The following is a 26,884-nucleotide window of genomic DNA, read 5'->3' as shown; positions in this document are numbered from 1 at the left end:
TAGACGGCATTCACATGCGTGGACACGCTAGGGATGAGGGTCGCATGGCGTCAAGTGTGGCGTGCGGGCGGGGATTCCGCCTCCGTGTTGCCGGTTTGCGCGCTTGACCGGCCAGGATGAGGCCTTTAGCGTGGGATCGTTCATGAATATGGACACTAATCAGAAACGTGAGCGCCTGTTCTAGGGAGAGCCAGTGCCGTCAGCCCTACTCGCCGAACGACTCAGCATCCCCAGTGGGCCGCTGTTCTTCCCCGTCACCGCCTACGGCCCGGACGGCTCCGTCGACCTCGACGCCTACCGCACCCATGTGCGCCGCGGCGTCGAGGCGGGCGCCGCCGCCGTCTTCGCCTGCTGCGGCACCGGGGAGTTCCACGCGCTCACCCCCGAGGAGTTCGAGGCCTGCGTGCGCGCGGCCGTGGAGACGGCCGACGGGCGCGTCCCGGTCGTGGCGGGCGCCGGGTACGGCACGGCGCTCGCCGTCCGCTACGCCCGCGCGGCCGAGGCCGCCGGCGCGGACGGGCTGCTCGCCATGCCCCCCTACCTGGTGGTCGCCGGCCAGGAGGGACTGCTGCGCCACTACCGCGAGCTGACCGCCGCGACCGCCCTGCCGGTCATCGTCTACCAGCGCGACAACGCCGTCTTCACCCCCGCGACGGCCGTCGAACTGGCCCGCACCGACGGGATCATCGGCCTCAAGGACGGCGTCGGCGACCTGGACCTCATGCAGCGCATCGTCAGCGCGGTCCGCAGCGAGGCCCCCGGCGACTTCCTGTACTTCAACGGCCTGCCCACCGCCGAGCAGACCCAGCTCGCCTACCGCGGCATCGGCATCACTCTCTACTCCTCCGCCGTCTTCTGCTTCGCCCCCGAGATCGCCCTCGCCTTCCACCGTGCGCTGCGCGACGGTGACGACGCCACCGCGCACCGACTGCTGGACGGCTTCTACCGCCCCTTCGTCGAACTGCGCGCCCAGGGCAAGGGCTACGCCGTCTCCCTGGTCAAGGCGGGCGTACGGCTGCGCGGACTGGACGTGGGCGAGGTGCGCCCGCCGCTGCACGAACCGGCCGAGGACCACGTCAAGCAGCTCGCCCACCTGATCGAGCGGGGCCAGGCGCTGCTGCCGGAGGAAGGGGGCCGGGCATGAGGACGTCGGCGTTCGTCTACCCCTGGGACGTGGTCGGCGACCCGGCGGCACCGTCCCGCATCGCCGCGCTCGGCGCCGAGCAGGTGACGCTCGCCGCCGCCTACCACTCCACCCGCGCCCTGACCCCCCGTCACCCGCGTCACCGCGTGGTCACCGCCGGGCACGCCGCCGTGCTCTATCCGCCCGGAGGCCGCTGGGCGGGCCGCACGCTGCGGCCCCACCCGGCCGGCGCCTGGGCGCCCGGGGACGCCTACGGCGAGGCGGCGGAGGCCCTCGCCGAGGCCGGCCTGGACGTGCACACCTGGGTGGTCCTCGCCCACAACTCCCGCCTCGGCGCCGAGCACCCGGACACCTCGGTCGTCAACGCCTACGGCGACCGCTACCCGTGGGCGCCGTGCATCGCCCAGCCCGCCACCCGCGCCTACCTGGTCGACCTCGCCGCCGAGGCCGCCGTGCGGCCCGGCGCGCGCGGCACCGAACTGGAGTCCCTCGGCTGGTACGGGCTCGCCCATCTGCACGCCCACGACAAGACCGTGGGCGTCGCCCTCGGCGAGGCCGGGCAGTACTTGATGTCCCTGTGTTTCTGCCGGTCCTGCCGCGCGGGCTACGGCGAACGCGGCCTGGACCCCGGGGAACTGGCCGCCGCGGTGCGCACCGCCCTGGAACCGGTCTGGCGGGGCGCGGCGCCCTCCGACGGGGGCTGGGCCGGCGTCGAGAAACTGCTCGGCGGGACCATGGCGGCCGTCACCCGCGCCTGGCGCGACGACACCGCCCGCACCCTCCAGGAAGCGGCGGTCGCCGCCGTCCGCGCGGCGGCCCCCGCCGGCTTCCGGGTGCTGCTGCACGCCGACCCGGTCTCCTACCACTGCGGCGCCAACGCCGGCGTGGACCCCGCCCACATCCTGTCCGTCGCCGACGGCGTCGTGGTGCCCTGCACGGGCGGTGCGGGCCTGCTCACCCCGTTCGCCGAACACCACCGCGCCGGCGCCGTGCTCGCCGCCAACCTGACCGTCGTCTCCGGCATGGGCGGCCGACCGCACACCCTGGCCCAGGACGCCCACCGCGCCCGCGACCTCGGAGCGACCGAACTGCGCCTGTATCACGTCGGACTGGCGTCGGACGGCGACCTGGCGGCGGTGCGCTCGGGGCTCGCCGGGCTGTGAGCCAGGGCTGCCGCCGTCACCAGCAGTCCCGCACCCAGCAGGATCAGCAGCGCGCGCTGGTCGACGACCTCGACCAGTGCGGCGCCCGCCGCGAGACCGACGACGTTCGGCACGAAGACCAGCGTGTGGGCGGTCGCGGCCACCCGGCCGACCAGTTCGGCCGGTGTCTCGCGCTGCACGGCGGTGAACGCGGCGATCAGCACGCACGGCAGTCCCACGCCGATCGCCGCACCGCCGGCCAGGGCCGCCGGGTCGTACGGCACCGCCCGCACGGCCACCCCGACCGCCGTGAGAGCGATCCCGTACACCGCGAACCGACGCCCGCCCAGGCCGCGCAGCCCCGCACCCGAGAGCAGCCCGGCCGCGACCGACCCGGCGCCCTGGACGGCGTACAGCACCCCGGCGTACGCCGGGGCGTGCCCGAGGGCGTCGACGACCGCGTAGACCAGCGCCCCGTTCACGCCGGCGCACAGCATCGTGGCGCCCCCGGCCAGCACCAGGGGCCGCAGCCGCGGGTGCGTCCACAGCCGGCGGGCGCCGTCGGCGGTCTGCTCCCACCAGGAGCGGGCCGGCCGTACCGGCGGCTCCTCGCGCAGGCGCAACCGCGCGTACAGGATCGCGGCGAGCACGAACGTGGCCGCGTCCAGCAGGGCCACCGACCCACCGCCGTACGCCGCGTACAGGCCCGCGCCCGCCAGCGGCGCGACCAGCTTCATGCCCTCCGTCGCGGCCGTGCGCAGCCCGTTGAAGTCTCCGAGCAGCGACGGTGAGACCGCCGAGGCGACCAGCGCCGACCCCGCCGCGTCCTCCACGACGCCCGTGGCGCCGTAGAGCAGCAGGACCGCGTACAGCAGCCAGACGCGGCCGGGGGAGTCGACGCCGAGGAGGGCGGGCAGGACGGCCGCGAGCAGAAGGTTCGCCCCGATCAGCAGGGGCCTGCGGCGGACGCGGTCGGCGAGCGTGCCCAGCAGCGGTCCGGCCAGGGTCGGCGCCCACATCGCGAGCAGGCACAGCGCGGCGAGCCCGTCGGAGCCGGTGAGGTCCTTCACCCACACCCCGCAGGCCAGCCACAGCGCCGACGAGCCGAAGCCCGAGATCACCACCGCCGCCAGGCACAGCCCCGCCGCGCGGTCCCGCAGCACCCGGAGCACCGTCCACTCGGTCGTCCCGATCGTCCTCATGCCTGGCGATCGTGGTCCTAAGGCCCCCTCCTACGGATGGGGCAGATGCCGTAAGCCGGGGTGCCGCCGCCCCTTGGTCGGCGGTGGGCGATGAGTTCCGGGGCACTCGCCGACACCTGGCGCGACCCGGCCGCCTGGACCGGCATGACGCGCGCGGGCGGCGTGGATCTGCCCGGCGCGACCGCCGGCGCCGTCCTCGCCGACGAGCTGGTGGTCCACGGCTGGGACCTGGCGCGCGCCACGGCTCAGGAGTACGCGCCGGACCCGGCGGCGCTGCGGGCGGCGTACGGCTTCCTGCGCGCCGCGGCGGGCGACGGCCTCGCCCGCGGCCGTGGTGTCGTGGGCCCCGTGGTGCCCGTCCCCGAGGACGCCAGGCCCCTGGACCGCGCGCTGGGGCTGAGCGGCCGGGATCCGCGCTGGAGCCCGCGACTGCCCCGACCCGCCCCGCGAGCCGGTCCTCCGACGCGTCCGCGCTCCCCGCCCGGAGCCGTCTTCCGGCAGCGCGCGCCGGCAGCACGCCGAAAACCCCTGCCCGGCGCGCCTGTCGGAAACCTCCACCCCCATCTTCGTCAGAAGCATTGACGAAACATCGCGCCCCTCCTACCTTCATCGCGTCGTACTCCATACGTCATATACGAGACGTGATACGCGAGATCCGAGAGGCGCGCATGACCTCTGTGCCCACCCCGATCCCCTCCCGCACGCAGTTCGTGCTGGAGGAGATCAAACGCCGCATCCTCACTGGGCAGTTGACGCCGGGCCAGGCTCTGGTCGAGACGGAGCTCGCCGCACAGTTCGGGGTGTCCAAGACCCCGGTGCGCGAGGCGCTCAAGACCCTGGCCGGCACGGGGCTGCTGGTGATGAGCCAGTACAAGGGCGCCACGGTGCGCATGGTGGACGCGGACATGGCGCGCGAGGTCTACGACGTGCGGCTCCTGCTCGAGCCCGAGGCCCTGAAGCGCTCGGTCCGGCGCGGGGCCTCGTTGGACGCCGCCCAGGACGCGCTGCGCCGCGCCGACGAGGCCGCCGACACCGCCGAACGCTCTCTGGCCAACCGCGAGTTCCACCGCGCGCTGTACCTGCCGTGCGGCAACCCGCTGCTCGGCCGGATGCTCGACGAGGTCCGCGACCAGGCGGCCCTCGTCTCCGCCGTCGCCTGGTCCGCCGACCCCTCCTGGGAGCGGGAGGCCGCCGAGCACCGGGAGATCCTGCGGCTCGCCCTGACCGGTGACGCCGACGGCGCGGCCCGTGCCCTGCACTCCCACATCGCGTCGTTCGTGCACCGGGCCTTCCCCGAGGTCCTCGACGAGGAAGGCGGACGATGACCACCACCGCGTACGACACCCGGTTCGCGACCCAGCGGGCGGCCCTCGCCGACGTGGTGGCGATCCCGGTGACCCCGTTCGCCGAGGACGGCCGCGTCGACCAGGACACCCACCGGGCGCTGCTGCGCCGCCTCCTCGACGGCGGCGTCACCACCCTCACCCCGTGCGGCAACACCGGCGAGTTCTACGCCCTGACCCCGCCGGAGCGGCGGCTGGTCACCGAACTGACCGTCGAGGAGGCCGGGGACCGCGCGAGCATCCTCGTCGGGGTCGGTCACGACGTGCCCACCGCCGTCGCCTCCGCCCGGCACGCGCGCGAACTGGGCGCGCCGATGGTCATGGTCCACCAGCCCGTCCACCCCTACGTCTCCCAGGCCGGCTGGGTCGACTACCACCGCGCCATCGCGGAGGCCGTGCCCGAGCTGGGCGTCGTCCCCTACATCCGCAACGTCCAGCTGCCCGGCGCCCGCCTCGCCGAACTCGCCGACGCCTGCCCCAACGTGATCGGCGTGAAGTACGCCGTCCCGGACGCGGCCCGGTTCGCCGCCTTCGCCCGGGACGCGGGACTCTACCGCTTCGTATGGGTCGCCGGGCTCGCCGAGCCGTACGCCCCCTCCTACTTCTCCGCGGGCGCCACCGGCTTCACCTCCGGCCTGGTCAACGTCGCCCCCGCCGTCTCCCTGAACATGCTCCAGTCCCTGCGGGCCGGCGACTACCCGGCCGCGATGAAGGTGTGGGAGCGCATCCGCCGCTTCGAGGAGCTGCGCGCCGAGGGCGGCTCCGCCAACAACGTCACCGTGGTCAAGGAGGCCCTCGCCTCGCTCGGCCTGTGCCGCCGGGACGTGCGCCCGCCGAGCCGGCCGCTGCCCGAGAACGAGCGCGCCGAGGTCGCGGCCATCGCCGCGGGGTGGTCGATATGACCGCCCGCAAGCGCCCGGAGGAGCTGCGCAGCCACCAGTGGTACGGCACCGACGGCCTGCGCTCCTTCAGCCACCGCGCCCGCACCCGTCAGCTCGGCTACCTGCCCGAGGAACACCTGGGCAAGCCGGTCGTCGCGATCCTCAACACCTGGTCCGACATCAACCCCTGCCACGTCCATCTGCGCGACCGCGCCCAGGCCGTCAAGCGCGGGGTGTGGCAGGCCGGCGGCTTCCCGCTGGAGTTCCCGGTCTCCACCCTCAGCGAGACCTTCCAGAAGCCCACCCCGATGCTCTACCGCAACATGCTGGCGATGGAGACCGAGGAGCTGCTGCGGTCGTACCCGGTCGACGGCGCGGTGCTGATGGGCGGCTGCGACAAGTCAACACCGGCCCTCCTCATGGGCGCCGCCTCCGTCGACCTGCCCACCGTCTTCGTGCCGGCCGGTCCCATGCTGCCCGGCCACTGGCGGGGCGAGGTCCTCGGCTCCGGCACCGACATGTGGAAGTACTGGGACGACAAGCGTGCCGGACTGATCGGCGACTGCGAGATGACCGAACTGGAGGGCGGACTCGCCCGTTCCCCCGGCCACTGCATGACGATGGGCACGGCCTCCACCCTCACCGCCGCCGCCGAGGCCCTCGGCGTCACCGTCCCCGGCGCCTCCAGTATCCCCGCCGTGGACTCCGGGCACGACCGGATGGCGGCCCGGGCCGGTCTGACGATCGTCGAACTGGTCCACAAGGACCGCAAGCTGTCCGAGATCCTCACCCGTGAGGCCTTCGAGGACGCCGTCACCACAGTTCTCGGCCTCGGCGGCTCCACCAACGCGGTGATCCACCTGATCGCCATGGCGGGCCGGGCCGGGGTGACGCTGACCCTCGACGACTTCGACCGCATCGCCCGCACCGTCCCGGTCCTCGCGAACGTCCGCCCCGGCGGCGAGCGGTACCTCATGGAGGACTTCCACTTCGCGGGCGGCCTGCCCGGCTTTCTCTCCCGCATCACGGACCTGCTCCACCTGGACCGGCCGACCGTCTCCCACGACACCCTGCGCGAGCAGATCGCCGACGCTCAGGTGCACGACGACGACGTGATCCGCCCCCGGGACAACCCGGTCGCGGGCGAGGGCGGGGTCGCCGTGCTGCGCGGCAACCTCTGCCCGGACGGCGCCGTCATCAAGCACATCGCCGCCGAACCGCGCCTGCTGAAGCACACCGGACCCGCGGTCGTCTTCGACGACTACAGGACCATGCAGCGCACCGTCGACGACCCCGCGCTCGGCATCACCGCCGACAGCGTGCTCGTGCTGCGCAACGCCGGCCCCAAGGGCGGACCGGGCATGCCCGAGTACGGCATGCTGCCGATCCCGGACCACCTGCTCAAGCAGGGCGTGCGGGACATGGTGCGGATCTCCGACGCCCGGATGAGCGGCACCAGTTACGGCGCCTGCGTGCTGCACGTGGCGCCCGAGTCGTACGTCGGCGGCCCGCTGGCGCTGGTGCGCACCGGCGACCTGATCACCCTGGACGTCGAGGCCCGCACCCTGCATCTCCACGTGGACGACGAGGCGCTGGCGCGGCGCCGGGCCGCGTGGACGCCGCCGCCCACGCGCTACGAGCGCGGTTACGGCGCCCTCTACCACGACCAGATCACCCAGGCCGACACCGGCTGCGACTTCGAGTTCCTGGCCCGGCCGGGCACGGTGCCGGACCCGTACGCCGGCTGACCCACCCGTCCGGAGAGGTGAAGCGCCTCACCCATGTGGATGTAGCAAGCGCTTCCTACGACCCCTGCAAAAGCCCCCACTGCGAACGGAGAGCAGTCATGGCCCAAGCCGCAGCCGTGGCGAAACCGCCCGCGCCACCCCGGCGGCGCCGTGCCTCCGCCACGCCGCGCAGGCTCCCCTATCTGCTGATCGCCCCGGCCGCCCTGCTGATGCTGGGCTTCATCGCCTACCCGGTGCTCAGCGTCTTCTACTACAGCCTGCGGAACTACAACCCCACCAAGCCGTGGCGGAACGGCTTCGCGGGCCTCGACAACTTCACGCAGATCTTCTCGCACGACCCCCAGTTCTGGGACACGCTGACCTTCAGCGCCAAGTGGGTCGTGGTCGAGGTCGGGTTGCAGTTGCTGTTCGGCCTGGCCCTGGCCCTGATCGTCAACCAGACCTTCGTCGGGCGGGCGCTCGGACGCGCCCTCGTCTTCTCCCCCTGGGCCGTCTCCGGCGTGCTGACCTCGGTGATCTGGGTGCTGCTCTTCAACTCCCAGACGGGCATCACCCGCTACCTCGCCGACATGGGCATCGGCTCCTACGGCACCAGCTGGCTGTCGGACACCTCGACGGTGTTCCCGGCGGCCGTGGTCGCCGACCTGTGGCGCGGTGTCCCCTTCTTCGCGATCCTCATCCTCGCCGACCTCCAGTCCGTCCCCAAGGACCTCTACGAGGCCGCCGAGGTCGACGGGGCGAGCCGGCTCAAGCAGTTCTGGCACATCACCCTGCCCCATCTGAAGGACGCCATCGTCCTGTCCACGCTGCTGCGCGCGGTGTGGGAGTTCAACAACGTCGACCTGCTCTACACCCTCACCGGCGGCGGCCCGGCGGGCGAGACCACCACCCTGCCGCTCTACATCGCCAACACATCCGTCGACGCCCACGACTTCGGCTACGCCTCCGCCCTGACCACGGTGGCGTTCGTGATCCTGCTCTTCTGCTCGATCGTCTATCTGCGGCTGAGCAAGTTCGGAGGTGAGTCCAAGTGATCACCGAGATCGCCCCGGCACCCGAGCCTGCGGTGTCCCGGCACACCCGGCCGCGCACCCGGCGCCGCGCCTGGGACGAGGTCCCGCGCCGGCAGATCTATCTGCCGCTCTGCGTCTATCTGCTGTTCACCCTGGTCCCGTTCTACTGGATCCTGCTGTTCGCCCTGCGCCCGGCCGGTTCCACCTCCCTGGTCCCCTGGCCGGTCACCTTCGACCACTTCGAGAAGGTGTGGACCGAGCGGAGCTTCGGCACCTACTTCCAGAACAGCGTCCTGGTGGGTCTGGCCACCCTGGTCCTGACCACCGTCGTGGCGCTGGCCGGCGGCTACGCCCTGGCCCGGTTCGACTTCCGGATCAAGCGCGCCTTCATGCTGGCGCTGCTCTGCTCGCAGTTCGTCCCCGGCGCGCTGCTGCTGGTCCCGCTCTTCCAGATCTTCGCCCGACTGTCCATGATCAACTCGCTGGGCAGTGTCGTCATCGCCGAGACCGTCTTCCAGCTGCCGCTGTCGATGATCCTGATCAGTGGTTTCATCCGGAACGTGCCGCCCTCCCTGGAGGAGGCCGCCTGGGTGGACGGCTGCAACCGCTTCGCGGCCTTCCGGATCGTCGTGCTGCCGCTGCTGCGGCCCGGGCTGGTCGCCGTCGGCTCCTTCGCCTTCGTGCACGCCTGGAACCACTTCCTGTTCGCCCTGATGTTCCTCTCCGACCAGAGCAAGCAGACCATCCCCGTCGGCCTCAACACCCTGATGAACGCGGACAGCGTCGACCTCGGCGCGCTGGCCGCCGGCGGCATCGTCGCCGCCGTACCCGTGGTGATCGTGTTCGCCTTCATCCAGAAGTGGCTGATCACCGGCTTCAGCGCGGGGGCGGTGAAGGGATGACCACCGACAGGACGGCCACCCCGCTGCCCCTGGTGCTGGCCGGGGCCCGCGGCCACGGCCGCCGGCACCTGGACAACATCCGCCGGCTCCAGGCCGACGGAGTGGTGCGGCTGGCCGGCATCTGCGACCTGACCCCGCTCACCGAGGCGGAGCTCCCCGAAGGGATCGGCACACCGGCGCAGTCCACCGACTTCGGCGCCCTCCTGGACACCACGGGCGCCCGGATCGCCGTGATCTGCACACCCATCCCCACGCACACCGAGCTGGCGCTCGCCGCGGCCCGGCGGGGCGTGCACCTGCTGCTGGAGAAGCCGCCCGCCCCCTCCTACGCCGAGTTCCGCCGCATGGCCGACGGCGTCGTCGCGGCCGGTGTCGCCTGCCAGATCGGCTTCCAGTCGCTCGGCTCGCACGCCGTCCCCGCGATCCGCGAGCTGATCGGCCAGGGCGCGATCGGTGAGGTCGGCGGGGTCGGCGGGGCCGGAGCCTGGGCCCGTGACGAGGCGTACTACCGGCGCGCCCCCTGGGCGGGCCGGCGCCGCCTGAACGGCGCGGACGTGGTCGACGGGGTGCTCACCAACCCCCTCGCGCACGCCACCGCCACCGCCCTCGCCCTCATCGGCACCACCGGAGCCGACGACGTCACCGGCATCGAATCCGAACTGTGGCGGGCCAACGACATCGAGTCCGACGACACCTCCTGCGTGCGCGTCACCACCGCCCGCGGTCCGGTCACCGTCGCCGCGACCCTGTGTGCCGAGCGCCCGGACGAGCCGTACGTCGTGGTGCACGGCGACAGCGGCCGGATCACCTTCTGGTACAAGCAGGACCGCGTGCTGGTGCAGCGGGCCGGGCACGGCCCGCAGGAGCTCCACTTCGGCCGGACCGACCTGCTGGAGAACCTCGTCGCCCATCTGACCGCCGGCGCCGCGCTGCTGGTCCCGCCCGCGTCGACGGACGCGTTCATGCGGGTCGTCGAGGCGGTCCGCACCGCCCCCGACCCCGCGCCGCTGCCCGCCGGGGCCTGGCGGACCCTCCCCGGGGAGCGGCGCCGGGTCGTGCCGGGCGTCGACGGGCTCGTCGCGGCCGCCGCCGACACCCTCTCCCTCTACTCCGAGCTCGGCGCCCCCTGGGCCCCGTCGAAGGAGGTGACCGCCCGATGACGCCGAACGACTCCCTGGTGCTGCGGGTCGCGGGCCGCCCCGTCGCCCGCTGCGTCGCCCGCCCCGAGCTGCCCCTGCGGCTCTCCCCGCGCCCCTGTCTGCACCCCGTCACCACCCTGTCCGGCACGGTCGTCACCGAACTCGGCCCCGCCGACCATCCTCACCACCTCGGCGTCGGTGTCGCCGTCCCCGACGTCGAGGGGCACAACTTCTGGGGCGGCCGCACCTTCGTGCGCGGCCGGGGTCCGACCGAGCTGGACAACCACGGCACGCAGCGGCACGCCGGCTTCCCGCTGCGCGAGCCGGACGGTTTCGCCCAGGAGCTGCGCTGGGTGGCCGCGGGCCGCGAACTGCTGCGCGAGCGCCGTACCGTCGCGGCCCTCCCCCTCACCGACACCGCCTGGGCGCTGGACTTCGCCTTCTCGCTCACCAACGTCACCCCAGGACCCCTGTCGCTGGGCAGCCCGGCCACCAACGGCCGTCCCGGCGCGGCCTACGGTGGCTTCTTCTGGCGCGCCCGCAAGGAGGACGAGCCTCCGCAGGTCTTCACCCCGGACCGGGACGGCGAGGAGCAGGCGCACGGCACTCGCGCCGACTGGCTGGCCCTGGCCGGCTCCGGCTGGACGCTGGTGTTCGCCGGGGCCACCGACGCCACCCGCCGCGACGCCTGGTTCGTGCGCGCCGCCGAGTATCCGGGGGTGGGCTCGTCGCTGGCCCGGCACGAGCGGCTGCCGGTACCGGCCGGCGAGGCCGTCGTCCGCCGGATCGTCGCCGTCGTCGCCGACGGCCGCCTCGGCCGCGACGAGGCGTCAGCGCTGGTCCGCAAGGCGGTGACCCCATGAGCCTGCCCGGCGCCCACCGCGACGACGGCACCTACACCAATCCGGTGCTGGACGCGGACTGGTCCGACCCCGACGTCCTGCGCGTGGGCGACGACTACTACCTGACCGCCTCCAGCTTCGGCCGCGCCCCCGGCCTGCCGCTGCTGCACTCCCGCGACCTCGTCCACTGGACGCTGATCGGCCACGCCCTCCAACGCCTGGAGCCGGAGGCCGAGTTCCGCTTCCCGCGCCACGACAGCGGGGTGTGGGCGCCGTCGCTGCGCCATCACGACGACCGTTTCTGGATCTTCTGGGGCGACCCCGACCAGGGCATCTTTCAGATCAACGCCCCCTCGATCCGCGGCCCGTGGACCCGCCCGCACCTGCTGAAGGCGGGCAAGGGCCTGATCGACCCGTGCCCGCTGTGGGACGAGGAGACCGGCGAGGCCTACCTCGTGCACGCCTGGGCCAGGTCCCGCTCCGGGATCAACAACCGGCTCACCGGCCACCGGATGCACCCCGACGGCACCGAACTCCTCGACGAGGGCAAAATGATCGTCGACGCGGACCGCATCCCCGGCTGGTTCACCCTGGAAGGCCCCAAGCTCTACCAGCACGACGGCTGGTTCTGGATCTTCGCGCCGGCCGGGGGAGTGGAGACCGGCTGGCAGGGCGTCTTCCGCTCCCGCGGCTTCTTCGGGCCGTACGAGGAGAAGGTCGTCCTGGAGCAGAAGGACACCGACGTCAACGGCCCCCACCAGGGCGGCTGGGTGCGCACCCCGTCCGGTGAGGACTGGTTCCTGCACTTCCAGCAGCGCGGCGCCTACGGCCGTGCCGTGCACCTGCAGCCGATGCGCTGGGAGCCCGGCGGCACCTCCCGCTCCGGCGAAGCGGAGAGCGGGGGACCCTGGCCGGTCATCGGCGACGACGGCGCCCCCGTCGCCGTGCACGCACGGCCCGCGCTGCCGCCGCAGCCGCCCGCCGCGCCCGCCACCGACGACGACTTCCCCGGCGGACGGTACGGCCGGCAGTGGCAGTGGACCGCCAACCCCCGGCCCGGCTGGGCCACCGAGCACTCCGGCGACGGCCTGCGGCTGACCTGCGTCCGCACCGTCGGCACCCACGACCCGCGCGCCCTGCCGCACGTCCTCACCCAGCGGATGCCGGGCCGCCCCTGCGCGGTCGAGGCCGACCTGCGGCTGGACAGCACCGAGCCCGGCGCGAGGGCCGGGCTGGCCGTCCTCGGCGACGCCTACTGCTGGATCGGGCTGGAGCGGCAGGCGGACGGCACGGCCCGCCTGGTGCACCGGTTCGCCGAACGGGGCGCCGACCGGGAACGGGACGCCGGCCACCCGGCAGCCGCGCCCGAAGCGCGGGTCCGGCTGCGCGTCGAGGTCGGCGCGGGGGCGCGCTGCCGCTTCTCCTACGACCTCGGCGACGGCTTCCGGACCTCCGGCCAGGTGTTCGCCGCCACCCCCTGGCGCTGGGTCGGCGCCCTCCTCGGTCTGTTCGCCCTCGCGCCCGCCGGCCAGGGACACGCCGGCGCGGCCGGCTTCACACGGTTCCGCATCACCGCCCTGCCCGCCCACTGAGGCACGCCCGGTCCACCCACAGCTCCAAGCACCCGTTGGATCCAGAAGAAGAGAGCCGATCAATGAAGATCAACATTCGCAGAAGCAGGCGCCGCGCCGCTCTGGCCGCCGCCCTGGGTTCCGTGCTCGCGCTGACCGCCACCGCCTGCGGCGACGACGGCAGCGGCACCGGAGGGAGCAAGGGCTCCGAGGGCTCCGGCAAGGGCGAGATCACCTTCTGGGACAGCAACGGCGGTGTGCGCACCGACATCTGGAAGCAGATCATCGCCGACTTCGAGAAGAAGTACCCGGACATCAAGGTCAACTACGTCGGCATCCCGGCCGCGAGCGCCCAGTCCAAGTACGACACCGCGATCCAGGGCGGCGGGCTGCCCGACGTCGGCGGCGTGGGCACTGCGATGCTCGCCGAGATCGCGGCCCAGGGAGCCCTGGAGCCTCTGGACGGCCGGCTCGAGAAGAGCCCGCTGAACGGCAGGCTGAGCCCGGGTCTGCTGTCCGTCAGCAAGGCGGCGGGCGGCGGCGACACCCTCTACCAGGTGCCGACCTCGGCCAACAACGGCACGCTGTGGTACCGCACGGACCTGTTCCAGAAGGCCGGCCTGGACGCCCCGACCACCTGGTCGAAGTTCTACGAGGCCGCCGACAAGCTCACCGACAAGGACAAGAACGCCTTCGGCTTCACCATCCGCGGCGGCGCGGGGGCCATCGCGCCCGCCCTGGACGCGGTGTACGGCCAGACGGGCATCACCAACTTCTGGAACGGCGACAAGACCACCGTCAACGACCCGAAGAACGTGGCCGCGCTGGAGAAGTACGTCGCGCTGTACAAGAAGGACACGCCGTCCGCCGACGTCAACAACGACTTCACCAAGATGGTCGCCCAGTGGGACAGCGGCACCATCGGCATGCTGAGCCACAACCTGGGCTCCTACCAGGACCACCTGAAGGCGCTCGGCAACGACAAGTTCCGGGGCATCCCCAACCCCACCATGGACGACGGCACGCGCGTGCAGGTGTCCAACCCGGTCGACGGACTGGGCCTGTTCAAGGCGAGCAAGAACAAGGCGGCCGCCTGGAAGTTCATCGAGTTCGCCGTCTCGCACGAGGAGAACTCCAAGTTCAACGAGTCCGCCGGGCAGGTGCCGGCCAACACCGACGCCGCCAAGGACGCCTGGATCCAGCAGGCCGAGCCGACCAAGCTGGCCGCCGAGGCGCTCAACGGCGCCAACACCAAGATCGTGCAGCTGCCGTACTACCTGCCCGACTGGAACACCATCTCCAAGGCCGACAACGAGCCCAACTTCCAGAAGGTGCTGCTCGGCAAGATGACCGCCAAGGAGTTCCTGGACACGCTGGCCGACCAGTTGAACAAGGCGCAGGCCGAGTGGAAGCAGCAGAAGGGCTGATCTCCGCCGTGCCCCCGACCCTTGGACAGGCAGGGTCCGCGGCCCTCGCCGCCGTTCCGCTCGCCCCGGCGGCGACCGGAACGGCACGGGCCGCGGGCCGCCGCACCCCGTACATCACCGGCGACTCCACCGCCGCCATCACCTGGCCCGAGGCGAGCAGCGCCCCGGACGTGTAACCGAGGAGACCCGCACAGTGCGCAGATCAAGATGTCATGAGCGCGTCAGCACGGTGGCCGTGGGCTGCACCGCCCTCGTCCTCGCCGTCACCGGCACCGCCTCCGCCCAGCCCTGCCACCACCACACCCCCGACCCCGCCCGCCAGGTGCTGGCCGCCAAGGACGGCTGGGCCTCCCACGGCGCCGGCACCACCGGCGGAGCCAAGGCCGACGCCGCACGCGTCTACACCGTCACCACCTGGGACGCCTTCAAGGCCGCCCTCGCCGACGGCGGCGACCAGCCGAAGATCATCAAGGTGAGGGGGACGATCGACGCCGACGGACCGGACTGCGACTCCTTCGCCGCCCCCGGCTACGACTTCGACACCTACCTGACGACCTACGCCCCCGAGACCTGGGGCCGCGACCAGGACCTCTCCGCCGAACCCGACGACAGCCCCGAGGGCCTGCGCCGCGCCTCACAGGCACGGCAGGACGCCTACATCAAGGCCTACGTCCCCGCCAACACCACCGTCATCGGCGTCGGCAAGGACGCCGGCTTCAAGGGCGCCAGCCTCCAGATCAAGGACGTGGACAACGTCATCGTCCGCAACCTCTCCTTCGAGAGCCCGCTGGACTGCTTCCCGCAGTGGGACCCGACCGACACCGCCGACGGCAACTGGAACTCCGAGTACGACAGCGCGGTGGTCCACGGCGCGACCCATGTGTGGATGGACCACAACACCTTCACCGACGGCGACCACCCCGACAGCACCCTGCCGCACTACTACGGCCGGATCTACGAGCAGCACGACGGCGAACTGGACATCGTCAAGGGCGCCGACTATGTCACCGCCTCCTGGAACGTCTTCGCCGACCACGACAAGACGATCCTGATCGGCAACAGCGACAGCGCGGCCACCGCCGCCGTCGACCGCGGCCACCTGAAGGCCACCTTCCACCACAACCTGTTCTCGAACCTCGTCGAACGCGCCCCGCGCGTCCGCTTCGGCCAGGTCGACTCCTACAACAACCACTTCGTGGCGGGCGCCGACTACGGCTACAGCTACGGCATCGGCATGGAGTCCCAACTCGTCGCCGAGCGCAACGCGTTCACGCTGCCGAGCGGCGTCGGCGCCGGCACGATCCTGAAGAAGTGGAAGGAGGCGCCGGTCACCGCCGCCGACAACTACGTCAACGGCAGGCGCACCGACCTGATCGCCGTCCACAACGCCGAGGTCCCCACCGAGATCCTCCGGCCGGGCGCGGGCTGGACCCCCACCCTGCGCACCCGCGTCGATTCCCCGCGGGCCGTCCCCGCGCTCGTCGACCACGGCGCGGGCGCCGGCCACCTGCGCTGACGCCGTGAAGCGACCGGGCCGGGGCGGACCGGCACACCGCCCCGGCCCACCGGACAACGAACCCCGGCCCACCGGACACGAACCCCCGACACGGACCCCACCCCGACAGGCCTCTTACACGGCCCCCCGCATCCCCCGCCGGTACTTCGCGCACTGCTTCGTCGAGGGAGACGTCGACTTCGTCTTCGGCCGGGCCACGGCGGCCTTCTAGGGCTGCCACTTCCACACCCTGAACCGCACGGACCTGGCAGCCACCCCGTACGGTTTCGTCTTCGCGCCCTCCACGGCGGTCGCCAACCCGCGCGGCCACCTGGTCACGCACGGCCGCATCACCAGTGAGGCCCCGGACGGGTACTACAAGCCGGCCCGCCCCTGGGTGCCCAGCTCCGACATCATCGCCCACCCGATGCTCACCGTCCGGGAGACCTGGCTGGGGCCCGGCATCGACGCGGTGGCGCCCTGCACGAACATGCACGACACCCACCCCTGGCAGGCCCAGCGCTTCGCCGAGTACCGCAACACGGGCCCCCGGCGCGAAGATCACCGCGCCGGAGAACCGACCCCAGCTCACTCGGGCCGAGGCGGACTCGGCGACGCGGGAGGCCTATCTGGGCGACTGGGCCCCGTGGAGGGGCCGCTGACCCGAGGAGCGGTGCGGGGCGGGGCTCAGCCCGGATGTCACAGGGCGTAGGCGACGACCAGGAGGACAAGCCCCGCCCCCGCCATGAGCGTGCCCAGGAACCGCAGATACCCGGGCGTCGCGAAAAGCGTCGGCGCCCCGCCGAGACGCCCGCTCGCCGCCCACAGCCCCTCGTTCCTGCGGCGGATCCGCTCGGCCCGGCGCGTGGTGATGCCGCGCACGTCGAACGCCCAGTTCACACCGCACCACAGGGCGAGGAGGCCGCCCACGAAGACGGTGTCGATCACGATTCAGAACCACTTCCCCATACTGCTTCCAGGTCCCGGCAGCGCACTGTGATGGAGGCGCGGTCAGCGCGATCTCGTGCAGGCAGCCGCCGTCCTCGTCCGGGAGGATCTCGTCGAGGAGCACGGTGTCGACCAGCATCCGGTCAATGGCGTGGGCGTAGTCGATGGAGAAGTGCCGTACTCACGAATAGGTGATGCGCAGGCCGGACCCGTGCCTGAACTTGTTGGGCTTGAACTCCAGGACGAGCCGGCCACTCTTGTCCCAGACGGCCGTGACGTACTTCATGCACGGTCTTCCGAGGCGAGCGGGCGGAACTCCGACAGAGCGTCCTGGTAGTCGGACGATGCCGCATCCCGCGGTGGGAGAGTGCGGGACAGGGAGTCGGCAGCGGACACGATCGCGGCGACGAACTCGGGTGCGGTCGTGCGGGCGACGAGACCGCCCTTCGTGGCGACGGACAGGCCGTCCTTCGCGCGCCGGAAGACGAGGCCGAAGGAAGTGTCTGCGCCGGTGAACGCGTATGTCTTGGCGCTGCCTCGCAGAAAGGCACGCAGGCCGTCCAGGAGTTGTACGACAGACAGGTAGATCATCATGCCTTGGTCCGGGGAGTGTCCCGCCGACTGCGCCGTGCCGAGATCGCCGGTGACATAGATGTCTCCGAGGTCGAATCCGCTGGGTCGGCCCTGGCCGGGGCGAACGGTGAACTGCACGGTGATCACGGCGTGTGACTCTTTCCTACGGGGAAGAAGGTGATGATGCGGTTTCCGTCCTCCGAGTCGACGACCAGTCGGTACCGGGCTCGCATTCCGTTGACGACCATTCTCTGGCGTGACCCCAGGGCTCGCCCAGCCCGTCAAGGGACTTGACGAGGACGGTCAGGGCCTTGCTCAGGTCCTCGGTGCCCTTGTGGAAGTCCGGGGCCGCCCGTTTGATGTCGGCGGTCTTGATGTCCAGAACCCTGTTCGGGTCCTTGCCTTCGCCCACCTGACGGTCCTTTCCCCCGGTTCGCGATCGCGGCTCACGACCCTCGGGAAGGCGGGTCAAGGGGGAGTCATGTCGCAACCATGTGGGGGCAATGCCCCGCGTGAAGGAATTGCGTATCGATCGGGTAACGCCCCTCGCGGCTGGTGCGCAATGCGCGTAGACAGTCCGTGACCTGGTGCCGCGTCATGTGTCTGGCGCGATTTCGCCGGTCACGTCCATCGACAGATCCGGAGATCCCATGCGGAAGTCCCTCAGAGTCGCCGCGGTCGCCGCAGCCTGTGCCGTCGCCGGGGGTGCCCTCTACGGCGCCGGTGCCGCCACCGCCGGGCAGTCCACCGCCAACTCCACCCACGAGCCCTACAACATCGGGCTGCTGACCAAGGACATCGACACCTACTACGGCACCACGCAGGACGCCGACGGTGTCTACCAGGCGTCCCCGGACAGCCCGTACGCCAAGGACCTGGCGCGCATCGACGCCGACGCCAAGCGGTACATCGACAAGGCGGCCCGCCAGGCCGCGCACAAGGGGCACAAGGGCCACAAGCCGGCCGTCGTCTTCGACATCGACGACACGCTGCTGCTCAGCCTGGACTACGAGAAGAAGAACAACTACGGCTACAACAGCGCCACCTGGGCGGCCTACGTCGACCAGGCCGACCGGCCGGAGGTCTTCGGCAGCCCCGAGCTCGTGCGGTACGCCGCGAGCAAGGGCGTCACGGTCTTCTACAACTCGGGCCTGAGCGAGGCCCAGCGCTCCGCCGCCGTGGAGAACCTGAAGAAGGTCGGCGCCGACGTCAACCTCGACGCCGATCACATGTTCCTCAAGGACGCGGCCAACCCGCCGGCCTACCTGAGCGGCTGCGCCACCCCGGGCGCCTGGAAGTGCACCACCGTCCAGTTCAAGTCCGGTACCCGCAAGCACATCGAGGACCTCGGGTACGACATCGTCGCCAACTTCGGCGACCAGTACTCCGACCTCGACGGCGGCTACGCCGACCGCACCTACAAGCTGCCGAACCCGACGTACTTCGTCAGCTGAGCCGCGCGGCACACGGACGGCACGGCGTCCGGCGGCCGATCCGCTTCGGATCTGCGCCGGGCGCGGTGCCGCCGGGCGGGGCGACGCGGGACGCGGTGCCGCGGGGCGCGCCGCCGTCGCCGTCCCGTGGCGTGAAGCCGCCTGTCACCGGCGTGCGAGAGCCGCCCGCATCATCGCCTTGGCCACCGGCGCCGCCAGCCCGTTGCCGCTGACCTCCGACCGGGCCGCGTCCGACTGCTCGACGACCACCGCGACCGCGACCTGCCGGCCCGTCGCCGGCGAGGTGCCGTAGGACGTGAACCAGGCGTAGGGCACCTTGCTGTTGTTCTCACCGTGCTGGGCCGTGCCCGTCTTGCCGCCCACCGTCACACCGGGAATCCGGGCGTTGGTGCCGGTGCCCTGCTCGACCACCGTGCGCATCGCCGACCGCAGTTGCCCGGCGGTGCGGGAGCTGATGACCCGCTTGCTGTCAGTGGAGTCGTCGTAGTTCCGCAGGACGTCGCCGTCGCCGTCGGTGGTCCGCGACACCATGTGCGGGGAGACGAGCTCGCCGCCGTGGCCGATGGCCGCCGACACCATCGCCATCTGGAGCGGAGTGGCGGTGACGTCGAACTGGCCGATGCCGGTCAGCGCGGTCTGCGCCTTGTCCATGCCGGAGGGGTACACGCTCGGGTAGGCGCGCACCGGAACGTCCTGGGACTCGTCGTCGAAGCCGAACTTCTCGGCCATCGCCCGCACCTTGTCCTGGCCCAGGTCGACGGCCATCTTGGCGAAGACGTTGTTGCAGGAGTACTGCAGCGCGGTGCGGATGGTGGCGTTCTCGCAGGGGGCGCTCGGGTTCTCGTTGGACAGCACCCGTGTGGTGCCCGGCAGCGTGTAGGGGTCCCGGCTGTCCGTCCGCACGTCGACCGACGAGTACAGCCCGTCCTCCAGCGCGGCCGCCGCCACGACCAGCTTGAACGTGGAGCCCGGTGGCAGCGGTTGCCGCAGCGCGCGGTTGGTCATCGGCTTGTCGGGGTCCTGGGTCAGCTTCTTCCAGGCGTCGCCGTCCCCGGCGCTGAGCACGGTGGGGTCGTACGACGGCGTGGAGACCACCGCGAGGATCTTCCCGGTGGCCGGGTCGATCGCGACGGCGGCGCCCTTCTTGCCGCCGAGCGCCTCGTAGCCGGCCTTCTGCACGTCCGGGTCGATCGTCGTGATCACGTCGCCGGACGTGGCCCGCTTGCCGGTGAGGGTGTCGAGCGGGTTCTTCAGCCGGGTGTCCGTGCCGTCCAGGAGGTCCTGGTAGATGCCCTCCAGCTGGGTCGCGCCGTAGACCTGCGAACTGTAGCCCGTGACCGCCGCGTACAGCCGGCCGTCGAGGTACGTCCGCTTGTACTTCAGGTCGCCGCTGGTCTCGGCCGAGCCGGTGATCGCGCGGCCGGCCACGACGATGTTGCCCAGCGGCTGGGCGTACGTCTCGATCGCCCTGCGCCGGTTGTCCTTGTCGTCGGCGAGTGCCTTGCCGTCGTAGAACTGCACCCAGGTCGCCCTGGCCAGCAGCGCGAACACGAGCAGCAGCGTGAAGACGGACGCACGCCTGATCGTCTTGTTCATCCCGTTCATCCCCATGGATGACGAGGGAGCAGGGGCGGAACGTTCCCGTCCGTCCGGTTTCTCATCGGACGTTCATGAAGCCCGCCTCGTATGCGGCAGGCACGGCACACAGGCCGTGGTCGTGTCAGCCGCGGAGGGTGAGCACCGTCTCGTCGATCTCCTCCCCGCGCGCCTCGGCGTACCCCCGGGCCGTCGCGGTCCGGCAGAAGCCGCACTTCTCCAGCACCCGCAGCGAACCGGCGTTGTCCGAGGCCGCGCGGGCGTACAGCGGGCGTTCGGGGACCTCGGCCAGCAGGGCGCGCAGCGCGGCGGTGGCGACACCCTTCCCCCAGTAGGCGCGGTCCACCCAGTAGGTGACCTCCCGCTCGCCCGGCTCGCCGTACACCGCGGCGCTGCCCCCCACGTCACCGTCGGCCAGGATCGTGCGCAGCACGAAGGAGGAGGTGCGCACCTTGGCCCAGTGGGCGTCGAAGGCGTCCCGGTCGGCCGGGTCCTTCGGGGTGAAGGCGGCCATCCGCAGGGACTCGGGATCGTTCATCTGCCGGTAGAACACCGGCAGATCGCTGTCGTGGACCTCGCGCAGCACGACTTCCATGGCTCACAGCCTCCGGGTGGCGAGTGTCAGGCGGTCACGGGCGTCGAAAAGGGCATCCTTCACCATCTGTTCGTGCGCGGGCGTCAGGCGCGCCACGGGGATCGAGCAGCTGATGGCGTCGCGGGCCGGGGTGCGGTACGGGATGGCCACGCCGAAGCAGCGCAGGCCCAGTGTGTTCTCCTCGCGGTCGACGGCGTAGCCCTGCTCGCGGATCTGGTGCAGCTCCTCGATGAGCTTCTCGCGGTCGGTGATGGTGTGCTCGGTCAGCGCGGGCAGCGTCTCCGGGAGCATCTTGCGGACCTGCTCGTCGCTGTACGTGCTCAGCAGCGCCTTGCCCAGCGAGGTGGAGTGGGCGGGCAGGCGGCGGCCGACGCGGGTGAAAGGGCGCAGGTAGTGCTGCGACTGGCGGGTGGCCAGGTAGACGACGTTGGTGCCGTCCAGACGGGCCAGGTGGATGGTCTCGGTGGTGTCGTCGGAGAGGCGGTCCAGGGTCGGCCGGGCGGCCGCGACCACCTCGTCGCCGTCGATGTAGGAGGTGCCCACCAGCAGCGCGCGCACCCCGATGCCGTACCGGGTGCCGGTCGCGTCGGTCTCCACCCAGCCCAGCTCGACCAGCGTGCGCAGCAGCATGTACAGGCTGGACTTGGGGTACCCGACGGCCTCCTGGACCGCGGCCAGGGAGTGCATCCCGGGGCGGCCGGCGAAGTACTCCAGCAATTCCACGGTCCGCACCGCGGATTTGACCTGCGCCCCGCCGCCCGTCTCGCCTGCCGCCATCGCCCTTGACCCCTTCGTTCGACGAGGACCTGAAGATATAGTCTCCGAAAGCGTATTCATCATCAGAGACGGTGTTCAGTATATCGAACGTCTCTGAGGGATGACCCAGGTAATACCGCAAGACATGTGGAGGGACCCGCGGTGGCAGCAGCACCAGTCTGGAGCGTCGATCCCCGTACCGGGAAGCAGCGGGAGCAGGTTGCGGTGGAGGCCACAGCGGAGGAGATCGACGCCGCCGTCCGCGCCGCGCACGCGGCGCGCGGCGCGCTCGCCGACCGCACCGTGCGGGCCGCCTTCCTGCGCACGGCCGCCGACCGCCTCGAGGCGGCCCGGGAGCAGCTCGTGGAGGCCGCGGACGCCGAGACGGCGCTCGGCCCGGTCCGGCTCACCGGTGAACTCGCCCGGACCTGCTACCAGCTGCGGGCCTTCGCGGGCATCGTCGACGAGGGCGCCTTCCTCGACGTGATCATCAACCACCCCGACGACACCGCCACCCCGCCGGTCCCGGACCTGCGCCGCTACAAGGTGCCGCTCGGCGTCGTCGCCGTCTACTCCGCCTCCAACTTCCCCTTCGCCTTCTCGGTGGCCGGCGGCGACACCGCGAGCGCGCTCGGCGCCGGCTGCCCGGTCGTCGTCAAGGCCCACCCCGACCACCCGGCGCTGTCCGAGCTGGTCGCCAGGGTGCTGCGGTCCGCCGCCGCCGAGCACGGCATCCCCGAGGGGGTGCTCGGGCTGGTGCACGGCTTCGAGGCGGGCATCGAACTGATCAGGCACCCGCTGGTGGCCGCCGCGGGCTTCACCGGTTCCGTACGGGGCGGCCGGGCGCTGTTCGACGCGGCGGCGGCGCGGCCGGTGCCGATCCCCTTCCACGGCGAGCTGGGCTCCCTGAACCCGGTCCTCGTCACCGAGGCCGCCGCCGCCGAACGGGCGGAGGCCATCGGCGCCGGGCTGGCCGGGTCGATGACGCTCGGCGTCGGCCAGTTCTGCGTCAAGCCCGGCCTGGTGCTCGTCCCGGCCGGCGCGGCCGGCGACAACCTGGTGAAGTCCCTGACCGAGGCCGTCAGCGACACCGAGGCCGGCGTCCTGCTCGACCACCGCATGCGCGACAACTTCCTCGCCGGCATCGCCGAGCGCGCCGAACTGACCGATGTGGACTCGCCGGTCACCCCGGGCGCGGGCGGCGAGCACACGGTGAGCGCCGGGTTCCTCACCGTCCCGGCCGAGCGGCTGACCCGCGAGGGCGACCACGACCTGCTGCTGGAGGAGTGCTTCGGACCGGTCACCGTGGTGGCCCGCTACACCGACGACGGCGAGGCCACGGAGGTCCTCTCCCGGCTCCCCGGCAACCTCACCGCGACCGTGCACCTGTCCGCCGAGGAGGCGGCCGGTCAGGGACGCGGCGCGGAACTCCTCGCCGAGCTGACCCCGCTCGCCGGACGCGTCCTCGTCAACGGCTGGCCGACCGGTGTCGCCGTGGCCCCCGCCCAGCACCACGGCGGCCCCTACCCCGCGACCACTTCCACCTCCACCTCCGTGGGCGGCACGGCGATCGAGCGGTGGATGCGGCCGGTGGCCTACCAGAACGCCCCCGAGGCGCTGCTGCCGCCCGAGCTGCGCGACGACAACCCGCTGGGCCTGCCCCGCCGCCTCGACGGCCGACTGGAACGCTGACCCCTGGCCGTACGGTGCGGGGGAGAGCTGGGAGACTCCGGCCATGGACGTAGAACTCCCCGAACTCCCCTTCGCCCTGCGCACCTACGGCCCGGACGGCGACTGGTCCTACGAGGACGGAGTCCTCACCGGCTGGGCGGGTCCACGGCAGGACCGTTTCGTCCCGCCCGCCGGTGAGGCACTGGACCCCGCCTCGGACGCGCCCCGCCTCCTCGGCGCGCCCGAGGGCGACTTCCAGCTGATCGCCCGGGTCACCGTCGGGTTCAACGCGTCCTTCGACGCGGGTGTGCTCTACGTCCACGTCGGCGAGCGCTCCTGGGCCAAGCTCTGCCTGGAGTACTCCCCGGACGTGCCCACCATCTGCACCGTGGTCACCCGGGGGCACTCCGACGACGCCAACTCCTTCACCGTCGACGGCAGCTCGGTGTGGCTGCGGGTGAGCCGCACCGGCCGCGCCTTCGCCTTCCACGCCTCCCGCGACGGCGAGCACTGGACCTTCGTACGCCTGTTCACCCTGGGGGACGAGAAGGAGACGGGCGCCGCCCTGGTCGGCTTCATGACCCAGTCACCCCTGGGCGAGGGCTGCGTGGTGACGTACGACCATCTCGAGTTCCGCCCGGCCTGGCCGGACGACCTGCGGGACGGCAGCTGAGGGCCGCTCGTCCGGACCACGCGGCCGGGTCCGGCCCGCAACCGGCGGCGCCCGCCCGTACGTCCTCGACCACGTGATCAGAGAACGCACCACCGGCGCCCCCGTGATCCGCACCGCCCTGCCCGTCGAGGCCGAGGTCATCGCCGGCCTGCACCTGCGGGCCCGTTCGACGTACTACCCGGACGGCGTCCCGCAGGCCGACGCCGACTGGTGCGCGATCTGGCGCGGCGCCATCCGACGCCCCGACGGACAGGTGCTGTGCGCCGTCGAGCAGGGCCGGATCGCGGGCGTCGCCTCCTTCCGCACACCGGACGGCGCACCCGCGGACACGGTCCAGCTGTTCCAGTTCCACGTCGACCCCGGTCACTGGCGCCGGGGCATCGGCACCGCCCTGCACCGGGCCTGCCTGGAGCAGTGGCAGGCCGACGGCAGGCGTACGGCCGTCCTGGAGGTGCATGTGGACAACACCCGTGCCCAGGCCTTCTACGCCCGCCAAGGCTGGGTCCCCGACGCGGAGAAGCCGCCCGCCGCGGGGGACCACCATGTGTTCCTGCGGTACGCCGTGACCGGGGCCGGGGAATGAAAGCGGGCCGGTCGAAGGTTCAGACACCGGCGGAGAGAGCCTCCGTGCCCGTGCGAGCTGGAGAAGAGCCGAGAGTATGCGTGTCGAGATCTGGACCGATATCGCCTGTCCCTGGTGCTATGTCGGAAAGGCGCGGTTCGACAAGGCGCTGGCCGCCTTCCCGCACCGTGACCAGGTCGAGGTGGTGCACCGCTCGTTCGAGCTGGACCCGCACCGGGCCAAGGGCGACGTGACGCCCGTACTCACCATGCTCACCCGGAAGTACGGGATGAGCGAGGCGCAGGCGCAGGCCGGTGAGGACAACCTGGGCGCACAGGCCGCCGCCGAGGGCCTGGAGTACCGCACCCGGGGCCGCGACCACGGCAACACCTTCGACATGCACCGCCTGCTCCACTTCGCCGCGGAACAGGGCCGGCAGACCGCACTGCTGGACGCCCTCTACCGGGCGAACTTCGCCGAGGAACGGTCCGTCTTCACCGAGGGCGACGAGCGGCTGGTCGAGCTGGCCGTCGCCGCCGGGCTCGACGCCGACGCCACCCGCACGGTGCTCGCCGACCCCACCGCCTACGCCGACGAGGTCCGCGCCGACGAACGCGAGGCCGCCCAGCTCGGCGCCACCGGGGTGCCGTTCTTCGTGCTCGACCGGAAGTACGGCGTCTCCGGCGCCCAGCCCACCGAGGTGTTCACGCAGGCGCTCGACCAGGCGTGGGGCGAGCGCTCCCCGCTGACCCTGCTCGACGACGGCGGCGCCGAGGCCTGCGGCCCGGACGGATGCGCGGTGCCCCAGCGCTGACGCACCGCTTGATCGCGCAGGTCAGCGCCCATGCATAAGCGTTCCTTGGGAGAGCCGCGCAGAATCCCGCGATGGACTTCGACTTCGCGGGGCCGCACAGTGGTTCCATGGAGACCTTCGAGAGCCGCGTCCGCGCCGAGTTCTCCCCGGAGAACACCTACCTGAACACCGCGAGCAACGGCCTGCTCCCGGCCCGCACCGTCACCGCCCTGCACCGGGCGGTACGGCTACGGGCCGAGGGCAGGCCGCTCGGTTCCCTGTACGAGGACGTGGAAGCCGTCCGGACGTCCTTCGCCCGGCTGGCCGGCGTACCGGCGGAGCGGGTGGCCATGGGCACCTCCGTCGCCGAGTACGGCGCCCTGATCGCCGCGTCGCTGCCCGCCGGGGCCGAAGTCCTCACCAGCCAGGGCGACTTCTCCTCGCTGGTGAACCCCTTCCACACGCGCGCCGACCTCACGGTGCGCGTCGTCCCGCTGGAGCGGCTCACCGAGTCCGTCCGGTCCGGCACCGCGCTCGTCGCGGTCAGCGCCGCCCAGTCCGCCGACGGCCGCCTCGCCGACCTGCCCGCGCTGCGCGCCGCCGCCCGGGCGCACGGGGCCCGCGTCTACGTCGACGCCTCCCAGGCGCTCGGGTGGCTGCCCGTCGACCCGGACGGCTACGACTTCCTCGCCGCCGTGGGGTTCAAGTGGCTGCTGGGCCCGCACGGCGCCGCGTTCTTCGTCGCCCCGGGCGCCGCGGATGACTTCGGCGGGCTCACCCCGCTGCTCGCCGGCTGGTCCGCCGGTGAGCGCCCCTGGGACAGCTGCTACGGTCCGGTCACCGAACTCGCCCATGCCGTCCGGCGGTTCGACGTCAGCCCCGCCCTGTTCAGCTACGCCGGGCTGCGCGCGTCCCTGGAGCTCATCGAGGAGCTGGGCGCGGACGCCGTCCACGCGCACGACGTCGCGCTGGCCGACCGGTTCCGCAAGGGGCTCGACTCCCTCGGGCACGAGCCGGTGCCGGCGCCGGGCTCCGCGATCGTGTCCGTCCCCGGACTCGGCAGCCGACAGAGCGAGTTGAGTGCCGCCGGCATCGAGGTGTCCGACCGGGCGGGGAACCTGCGCGCCGCCTTCCACCTCTACAACACGGCCGCCGACGTGGACCGCCTGCTGGACGTGCTGGCCGGCTGAGCGGTTCCACGACGGAAAAGGGCAGGGGCCTCCCCGTCCCACACGAGGAGGCCCCTGCCCCGGGAAGAACTTAGGTCACCGCACCGGAGTGAAGTCCCTCGCCCCGATGCTGTGTTGCCCGGGGGGCGACCCCCGGACCCCCGGCCGGGTTCACCGCACCGGAGTGAAATCCCTCGCCCCGATGCTGTGTTGTCCGGGGGGCGACCCCCGGACCCCCGGCCGGG

26 protein-coding genes and 2 pseudogenes are annotated in these 26,884 nt (G+C 72.2%); 21 read left to right on the top strand and 7 right to left on the bottom strand.

Going from position 1 to position 26,884, the window contains the following annotated elements; genetic code table 11:
* Positions 1 to 193: 193 nt before the first annotated feature.
* A complete protein-coding gene (locus ACWDUZ_RS08195) occupies positions 194 to 1,144 on the top strand; it encodes a 5-dehydro-4-deoxyglucarate dehydratase (protein ID WP_451630987.1) in 951 nt (316 codons plus the stop codon).
* Positions 1,141 to 2,307, top strand: a complete 1,167-nt coding sequence (locus tag ACWDUZ_RS08190; protein WP_451630986.1) for a hypothetical protein — start codon at positions 1,141 to 1,143, stop codon at positions 2,305 to 2,307. Before ACWDUZ_RS08195 ends, ACWDUZ_RS08190 begins: the two co-directional genes overlap by 4 nt.
* Here ACWDUZ_RS08190 and ACWDUZ_RS08185 read toward each other — a convergent pair.
* Complete coding sequence (locus ACWDUZ_RS08185; RefSeq protein WP_451630985.1) at positions 2,244 to 3,488, bottom strand: MFS transporter; 1,245 nt, start codon at positions 3,486 to 3,488, stop codon at positions 2,244 to 2,246. The genes ACWDUZ_RS08190 and ACWDUZ_RS08185 overlap by 64 nt on opposite strands.
* A gap of 66 nt (positions 3,489 to 3,554) precedes the next feature.
* Between ACWDUZ_RS08185 and ACWDUZ_RS08180 the strand changes: the two are divergent.
* The 13 genes and pseudogenes from ACWDUZ_RS08180 to ACWDUZ_RS08120 form a co-directional block, all read left to right on the top strand.
* Positions 3,555 to 3,914 (top strand): annotated as a pseudogene (locus ACWDUZ_RS08180) (TIGR03086 family metal-binding protein); the annotation flags it as partial.
* 242 nt (positions 3,915 to 4,156) lie between these two features.
* Positions 4,157 to 4,813 (top strand): GntR family transcriptional regulator, encoded by a 657-nt coding sequence (locus tag ACWDUZ_RS08175; protein WP_451630984.1) that lies wholly within the window; start codon positions 4,157 to 4,159, stop codon positions 4,811 to 4,813.
* The gene (locus ACWDUZ_RS08170) at positions 4,810 to 5,733 is read left to right on the top strand and encodes a dihydrodipicolinate synthase family protein (RefSeq protein WP_451630983.1); all 924 of its coding nucleotides are present in this window, start codon (positions 4,810 to 4,812) and stop codon (positions 5,731 to 5,733) included. Before ACWDUZ_RS08175 ends, ACWDUZ_RS08170 begins: the two co-directional genes overlap by 4 nt.
* Positions 5,730 to 7,460 (top strand): L-arabinonate dehydratase, encoded by a 1,731-nt coding sequence (gene araD, locus ACWDUZ_RS08165; RefSeq protein WP_451630982.1) that lies wholly within the window; start codon positions 5,730 to 5,732, stop codon positions 7,458 to 7,460. The genes ACWDUZ_RS08170 and araD overlap by 4 nt, the downstream gene beginning before the upstream one ends.
* Before the next feature lie 98 nt (positions 7,461 to 7,558).
* Positions 7,559 to 8,494: a carbohydrate ABC transporter permease gene (locus ACWDUZ_RS08160; protein WP_451630981.1), complete on the top strand. Its 936-nt coding sequence runs from the start codon at positions 7,559 to 7,561 to the stop codon at positions 8,492 to 8,494.
* Positions 8,491 to 9,375, top strand: a complete 885-nt coding sequence (locus ACWDUZ_RS08155) for a carbohydrate ABC transporter permease (protein WP_451630980.1) — start codon at positions 8,491 to 8,493, stop codon at positions 9,373 to 9,375. Before ACWDUZ_RS08160 ends, ACWDUZ_RS08155 begins: the two co-directional genes overlap by 4 nt.
* Positions 9,372 to 10,535 (top strand): Gfo/Idh/MocA family protein, encoded by a 1,164-nt coding sequence (locus tag ACWDUZ_RS08150; protein WP_451630979.1) that lies wholly within the window; start codon positions 9,372 to 9,374, stop codon positions 10,533 to 10,535. Before ACWDUZ_RS08155 ends, ACWDUZ_RS08150 begins: the two co-directional genes overlap by 4 nt.
* Positions 10,532 to 11,377, top strand: coding sequence for a DUF6807 domain-containing protein (locus ACWDUZ_RS08145; protein ID WP_451630978.1), 846 nt, complete (start codon positions 10,532 to 10,534; stop codon positions 11,375 to 11,377). The genes ACWDUZ_RS08150 and ACWDUZ_RS08145 overlap by 4 nt, the downstream gene beginning before the upstream one ends.
* On the top strand, positions 11,374 to 12,948 hold the full coding sequence (locus ACWDUZ_RS08140) for a family 43 glycosylhydrolase (RefSeq protein WP_451630977.1): 1,575 nt from the start codon (positions 11,374 to 11,376) through the stop codon (positions 12,946 to 12,948). The genes ACWDUZ_RS08145 and ACWDUZ_RS08140 overlap by 4 nt, the downstream gene beginning before the upstream one ends.
* Before the next feature lie 62 nt (positions 12,949 to 13,010).
* Positions 13,011 to 14,354 (top strand): ABC transporter substrate-binding protein, encoded by a 1,344-nt coding sequence (locus ACWDUZ_RS08135; protein WP_451630976.1) that lies wholly within the window; start codon positions 13,011 to 13,013, stop codon positions 14,352 to 14,354.
* On the top strand, positions 14,333 to 14,530 hold the full coding sequence (locus ACWDUZ_RS08130) for a hypothetical protein (RefSeq protein ID WP_451630975.1): 198 nt from the start codon (positions 14,333 to 14,335) through the stop codon (positions 14,528 to 14,530). The genes ACWDUZ_RS08135 and ACWDUZ_RS08130 overlap by 22 nt, the downstream gene beginning before the upstream one ends.
* Before the next feature lie 17 nt (positions 14,531 to 14,547).
* Positions 14,548 to 15,870 carry a pectate lyase family protein gene (locus tag ACWDUZ_RS08125; RefSeq protein WP_451630974.1) on the top strand — a complete coding sequence of 441 codons (1,323 nt, stop codon included), beginning with the start codon at positions 14,548 to 14,550 and terminating at the stop codon, positions 15,868 to 15,870.
* 136 nt (positions 15,871 to 16,006) lie between these two features.
* Positions 16,007 to 16,511: pseudogene (locus ACWDUZ_RS08120) on the top strand (pectinesterase family protein); the annotation flags it as partial.
* Between the two features lie 37 nt (positions 16,512 to 16,548).
* Here the strand turns inward: ACWDUZ_RS08120 and ACWDUZ_RS08115 are convergent.
* From ACWDUZ_RS08115 to ACWDUZ_RS08105, 3 genes are all read right to left on the bottom strand, one after another.
* Complete coding sequence (locus tag ACWDUZ_RS08115) at positions 16,549 to 16,797, bottom strand: hypothetical protein (RefSeq protein ID WP_451630973.1); 249 nt, start codon at positions 16,795 to 16,797, stop codon at positions 16,549 to 16,551.
* Positions 16,798 to 17,079: 282 nt separating this feature from the next.
* Positions 17,080 to 17,517 carry a hypothetical protein gene (locus tag ACWDUZ_RS08110; RefSeq protein WP_451630972.1) on the bottom strand — a complete coding sequence of 146 codons (438 nt, stop codon included), beginning with the start codon at positions 17,515 to 17,517 and terminating at the stop codon, positions 17,080 to 17,082.
* Positions 17,518 to 17,533: 16 nt separating this feature from the next.
* Positions 17,534 to 17,782 carry a hypothetical protein gene (locus ACWDUZ_RS08105; protein WP_451630971.1) on the bottom strand — a complete coding sequence of 83 codons (249 nt, stop codon included), beginning with the start codon at positions 17,780 to 17,782 and terminating at the stop codon, positions 17,534 to 17,536.
* 238 nt (positions 17,783 to 18,020) lie between these two features.
* Between ACWDUZ_RS08105 and ACWDUZ_RS08100 the strand changes: the two genes are divergently transcribed.
* On the top strand, positions 18,021 to 18,824 hold the full coding sequence (locus ACWDUZ_RS08100; protein ID WP_451630970.1) for an HAD family acid phosphatase: 804 nt from the start codon (positions 18,021 to 18,023) through the stop codon (positions 18,822 to 18,824).
* A gap of 144 nt (positions 18,825 to 18,968) precedes the next feature.
* Here ACWDUZ_RS08100 and ACWDUZ_RS08095 read toward each other — a convergent pair whose 3' ends face one another.
* The 3 genes from ACWDUZ_RS08095 to ACWDUZ_RS08085 form a co-directional block, all read right to left on the bottom strand.
* Positions 18,969 to 20,420 (bottom strand): peptidoglycan D,D-transpeptidase FtsI family protein, encoded by a 1,452-nt coding sequence (locus tag ACWDUZ_RS08095; RefSeq protein ID WP_451630969.1) that lies wholly within the window; start codon positions 20,418 to 20,420, stop codon positions 18,969 to 18,971.
* Positions 20,421 to 20,544: 124 nt separating this feature from the next.
* Entirely contained in the window at positions 20,545 to 21,015 is a 471-nt protein-coding gene (locus tag ACWDUZ_RS08090; RefSeq protein WP_451630968.1) for a GNAT family N-acetyltransferase, read from the bottom strand.
* Positions 21,016 to 21,018: 3 nt separating this feature from the next.
* A complete protein-coding gene (locus ACWDUZ_RS08085) occupies positions 21,019 to 21,792 on the bottom strand; it encodes an IclR family transcriptional regulator (protein ID WP_451630967.1) in 774 nt (257 codons plus the stop codon).
* Between the two features lie 141 nt (positions 21,793 to 21,933).
* On the opposite strand from ACWDUZ_RS08085, the gene ACWDUZ_RS08080 reads away from it, so the two are divergent.
* The 5 genes from ACWDUZ_RS08080 (at position 21,934) to ACWDUZ_RS08060 (ending at position 26,660) form a co-directional block, all read left to right on the top strand.
* Entirely contained in the window at positions 21,934 to 23,463 is a 1,530-nt protein-coding gene (locus tag ACWDUZ_RS08080) for an aldehyde dehydrogenase (NADP(+)) (RefSeq protein WP_451630966.1), read from the top strand.
* A 43-nt stretch (positions 23,464 to 23,506) separates the two neighbouring features.
* Positions 23,507 to 24,115, top strand: coding sequence for a DUF1349 domain-containing protein (locus ACWDUZ_RS08075; protein WP_451630965.1), 609 nt, complete (start codon positions 23,507 to 23,509; stop codon positions 24,113 to 24,115).
* A 73-nt stretch (positions 24,116 to 24,188) separates the two neighbouring features.
* The gene (locus ACWDUZ_RS08070) at positions 24,189 to 24,698 is read left to right on the top strand and encodes an N-acetyltransferase family protein (RefSeq protein ID WP_451630964.1); all 510 of its coding nucleotides are present in this window, start codon (positions 24,189 to 24,191) and stop codon (positions 24,696 to 24,698) included.
* Positions 24,699 to 24,774: 76 nt separating this feature from the next.
* Entirely contained in the window at positions 24,775 to 25,491 is a 717-nt protein-coding gene (locus ACWDUZ_RS08065; protein ID WP_451630963.1) for a DsbA family oxidoreductase, read from the top strand.
* A gap of 71 nt (positions 25,492 to 25,562) precedes the next feature.
* The gene (locus tag ACWDUZ_RS08060; RefSeq protein ID WP_451630962.1) at positions 25,563 to 26,660 is read left to right on the top strand and encodes an aminotransferase class V-fold PLP-dependent enzyme; all 1,098 of its coding nucleotides are present in this window, start codon (positions 25,563 to 25,565) and stop codon (positions 26,658 to 26,660) included.
* The last annotated feature ends 224 nt before the right edge of the window (positions 26,661 to 26,884 follow it).

This window comes from Streptomyces sp. NPDC003393, from assembly GCF_053589015.1.
This window is presented reverse-complemented; position numbering and strand designations above follow the sequence as displayed.

Bases quoted from the DNA above. Each gene is read 5' to 3' on its own strand.
- ACWDUZ_RS08190 (WP_451630986.1), top strand. From the start codon at position 1,141: ATGAGGACGTCGGCGTTCGTCTACCCCTGGGACGTGGTCGGCGACCCG.
- ACWDUZ_RS08185 (WP_451630985.1), bottom strand. From the start codon at position 3,488: ATGAGGACGATCGGGACGACCGAGTGGACGGTGCTCCGGGTGCTGCGG.
- ACWDUZ_RS08175 (WP_451630984.1), top strand. From the start codon at position 4,157: ATGACCTCTGTGCCCACCCCGATCCCCTCCCGCACGCAGTTCGTGCTG.
- ACWDUZ_RS08170 (WP_451630983.1), top strand. From the start codon at position 4,810: ATGACCACCACCGCGTACGACACCCGGTTCGCGACCCAGCGGGCGGCC.
- araD (WP_451630982.1), top strand. From the start codon at position 5,730: ATGACCGCCCGCAAGCGCCCGGAGGAGCTGCGCAGCCACCAGTGGTAC.
- ACWDUZ_RS08160 (WP_451630981.1), top strand. From the start codon at position 7,559: ATGGCCCAAGCCGCAGCCGTGGCGAAACCGCCCGCGCCACCCCGGCGG.
- ACWDUZ_RS08150 (WP_451630979.1), top strand. From the start codon at position 9,372: ATGACCACCGACAGGACGGCCACCCCGCTGCCCCTGGTGCTGGCCGGG.
- ACWDUZ_RS08145 (WP_451630978.1), top strand. From the start codon at position 10,532: ATGACGCCGAACGACTCCCTGGTGCTGCGGGTCGCGGGCCGCCCCGTC.
- ACWDUZ_RS08140 (WP_451630977.1), top strand. From the start codon at position 11,374: ATGAGCCTGCCCGGCGCCCACCGCGACGACGGCACCTACACCAATCCG.
- ACWDUZ_RS08135 (WP_451630976.1), top strand. From the start codon at position 13,011: ATGAAGATCAACATTCGCAGAAGCAGGCGCCGCGCCGCTCTGGCCGCC.
- ACWDUZ_RS08100 (WP_451630970.1), top strand. From the start codon at position 18,021: ATGCGGAAGTCCCTCAGAGTCGCCGCGGTCGCCGCAGCCTGTGCCGTC.
- ACWDUZ_RS08095 (WP_451630969.1), bottom strand. From the start codon at position 20,420: ATGAACAAGACGATCAGGCGTGCGTCCGTCTTCACGCTGCTGCTCGTG.
- ACWDUZ_RS08090 (WP_451630968.1), bottom strand. From the start codon at position 21,015: ATGGAAGTCGTGCTGCGCGAGGTCCACGACAGCGATCTGCCGGTGTTC.
- ACWDUZ_RS08085 (WP_451630967.1), bottom strand. From the start codon at position 21,792: ATGGCGGCAGGCGAGACGGGCGGCGGGGCGCAGGTCAAATCCGCGGTG.
- ACWDUZ_RS08075 (WP_451630965.1), top strand. From the start codon at position 23,507: ATGGACGTAGAACTCCCCGAACTCCCCTTCGCCCTGCGCACCTACGGC.
- ACWDUZ_RS08065 (WP_451630963.1), top strand. From the start codon at position 24,775: ATGCGTGTCGAGATCTGGACCGATATCGCCTGTCCCTGGTGCTATGTC.
- ACWDUZ_RS08060 (WP_451630962.1), top strand. From the start codon at position 25,563: ATGGACTTCGACTTCGCGGGGCCGCACAGTGGTTCCATGGAGACCTTC.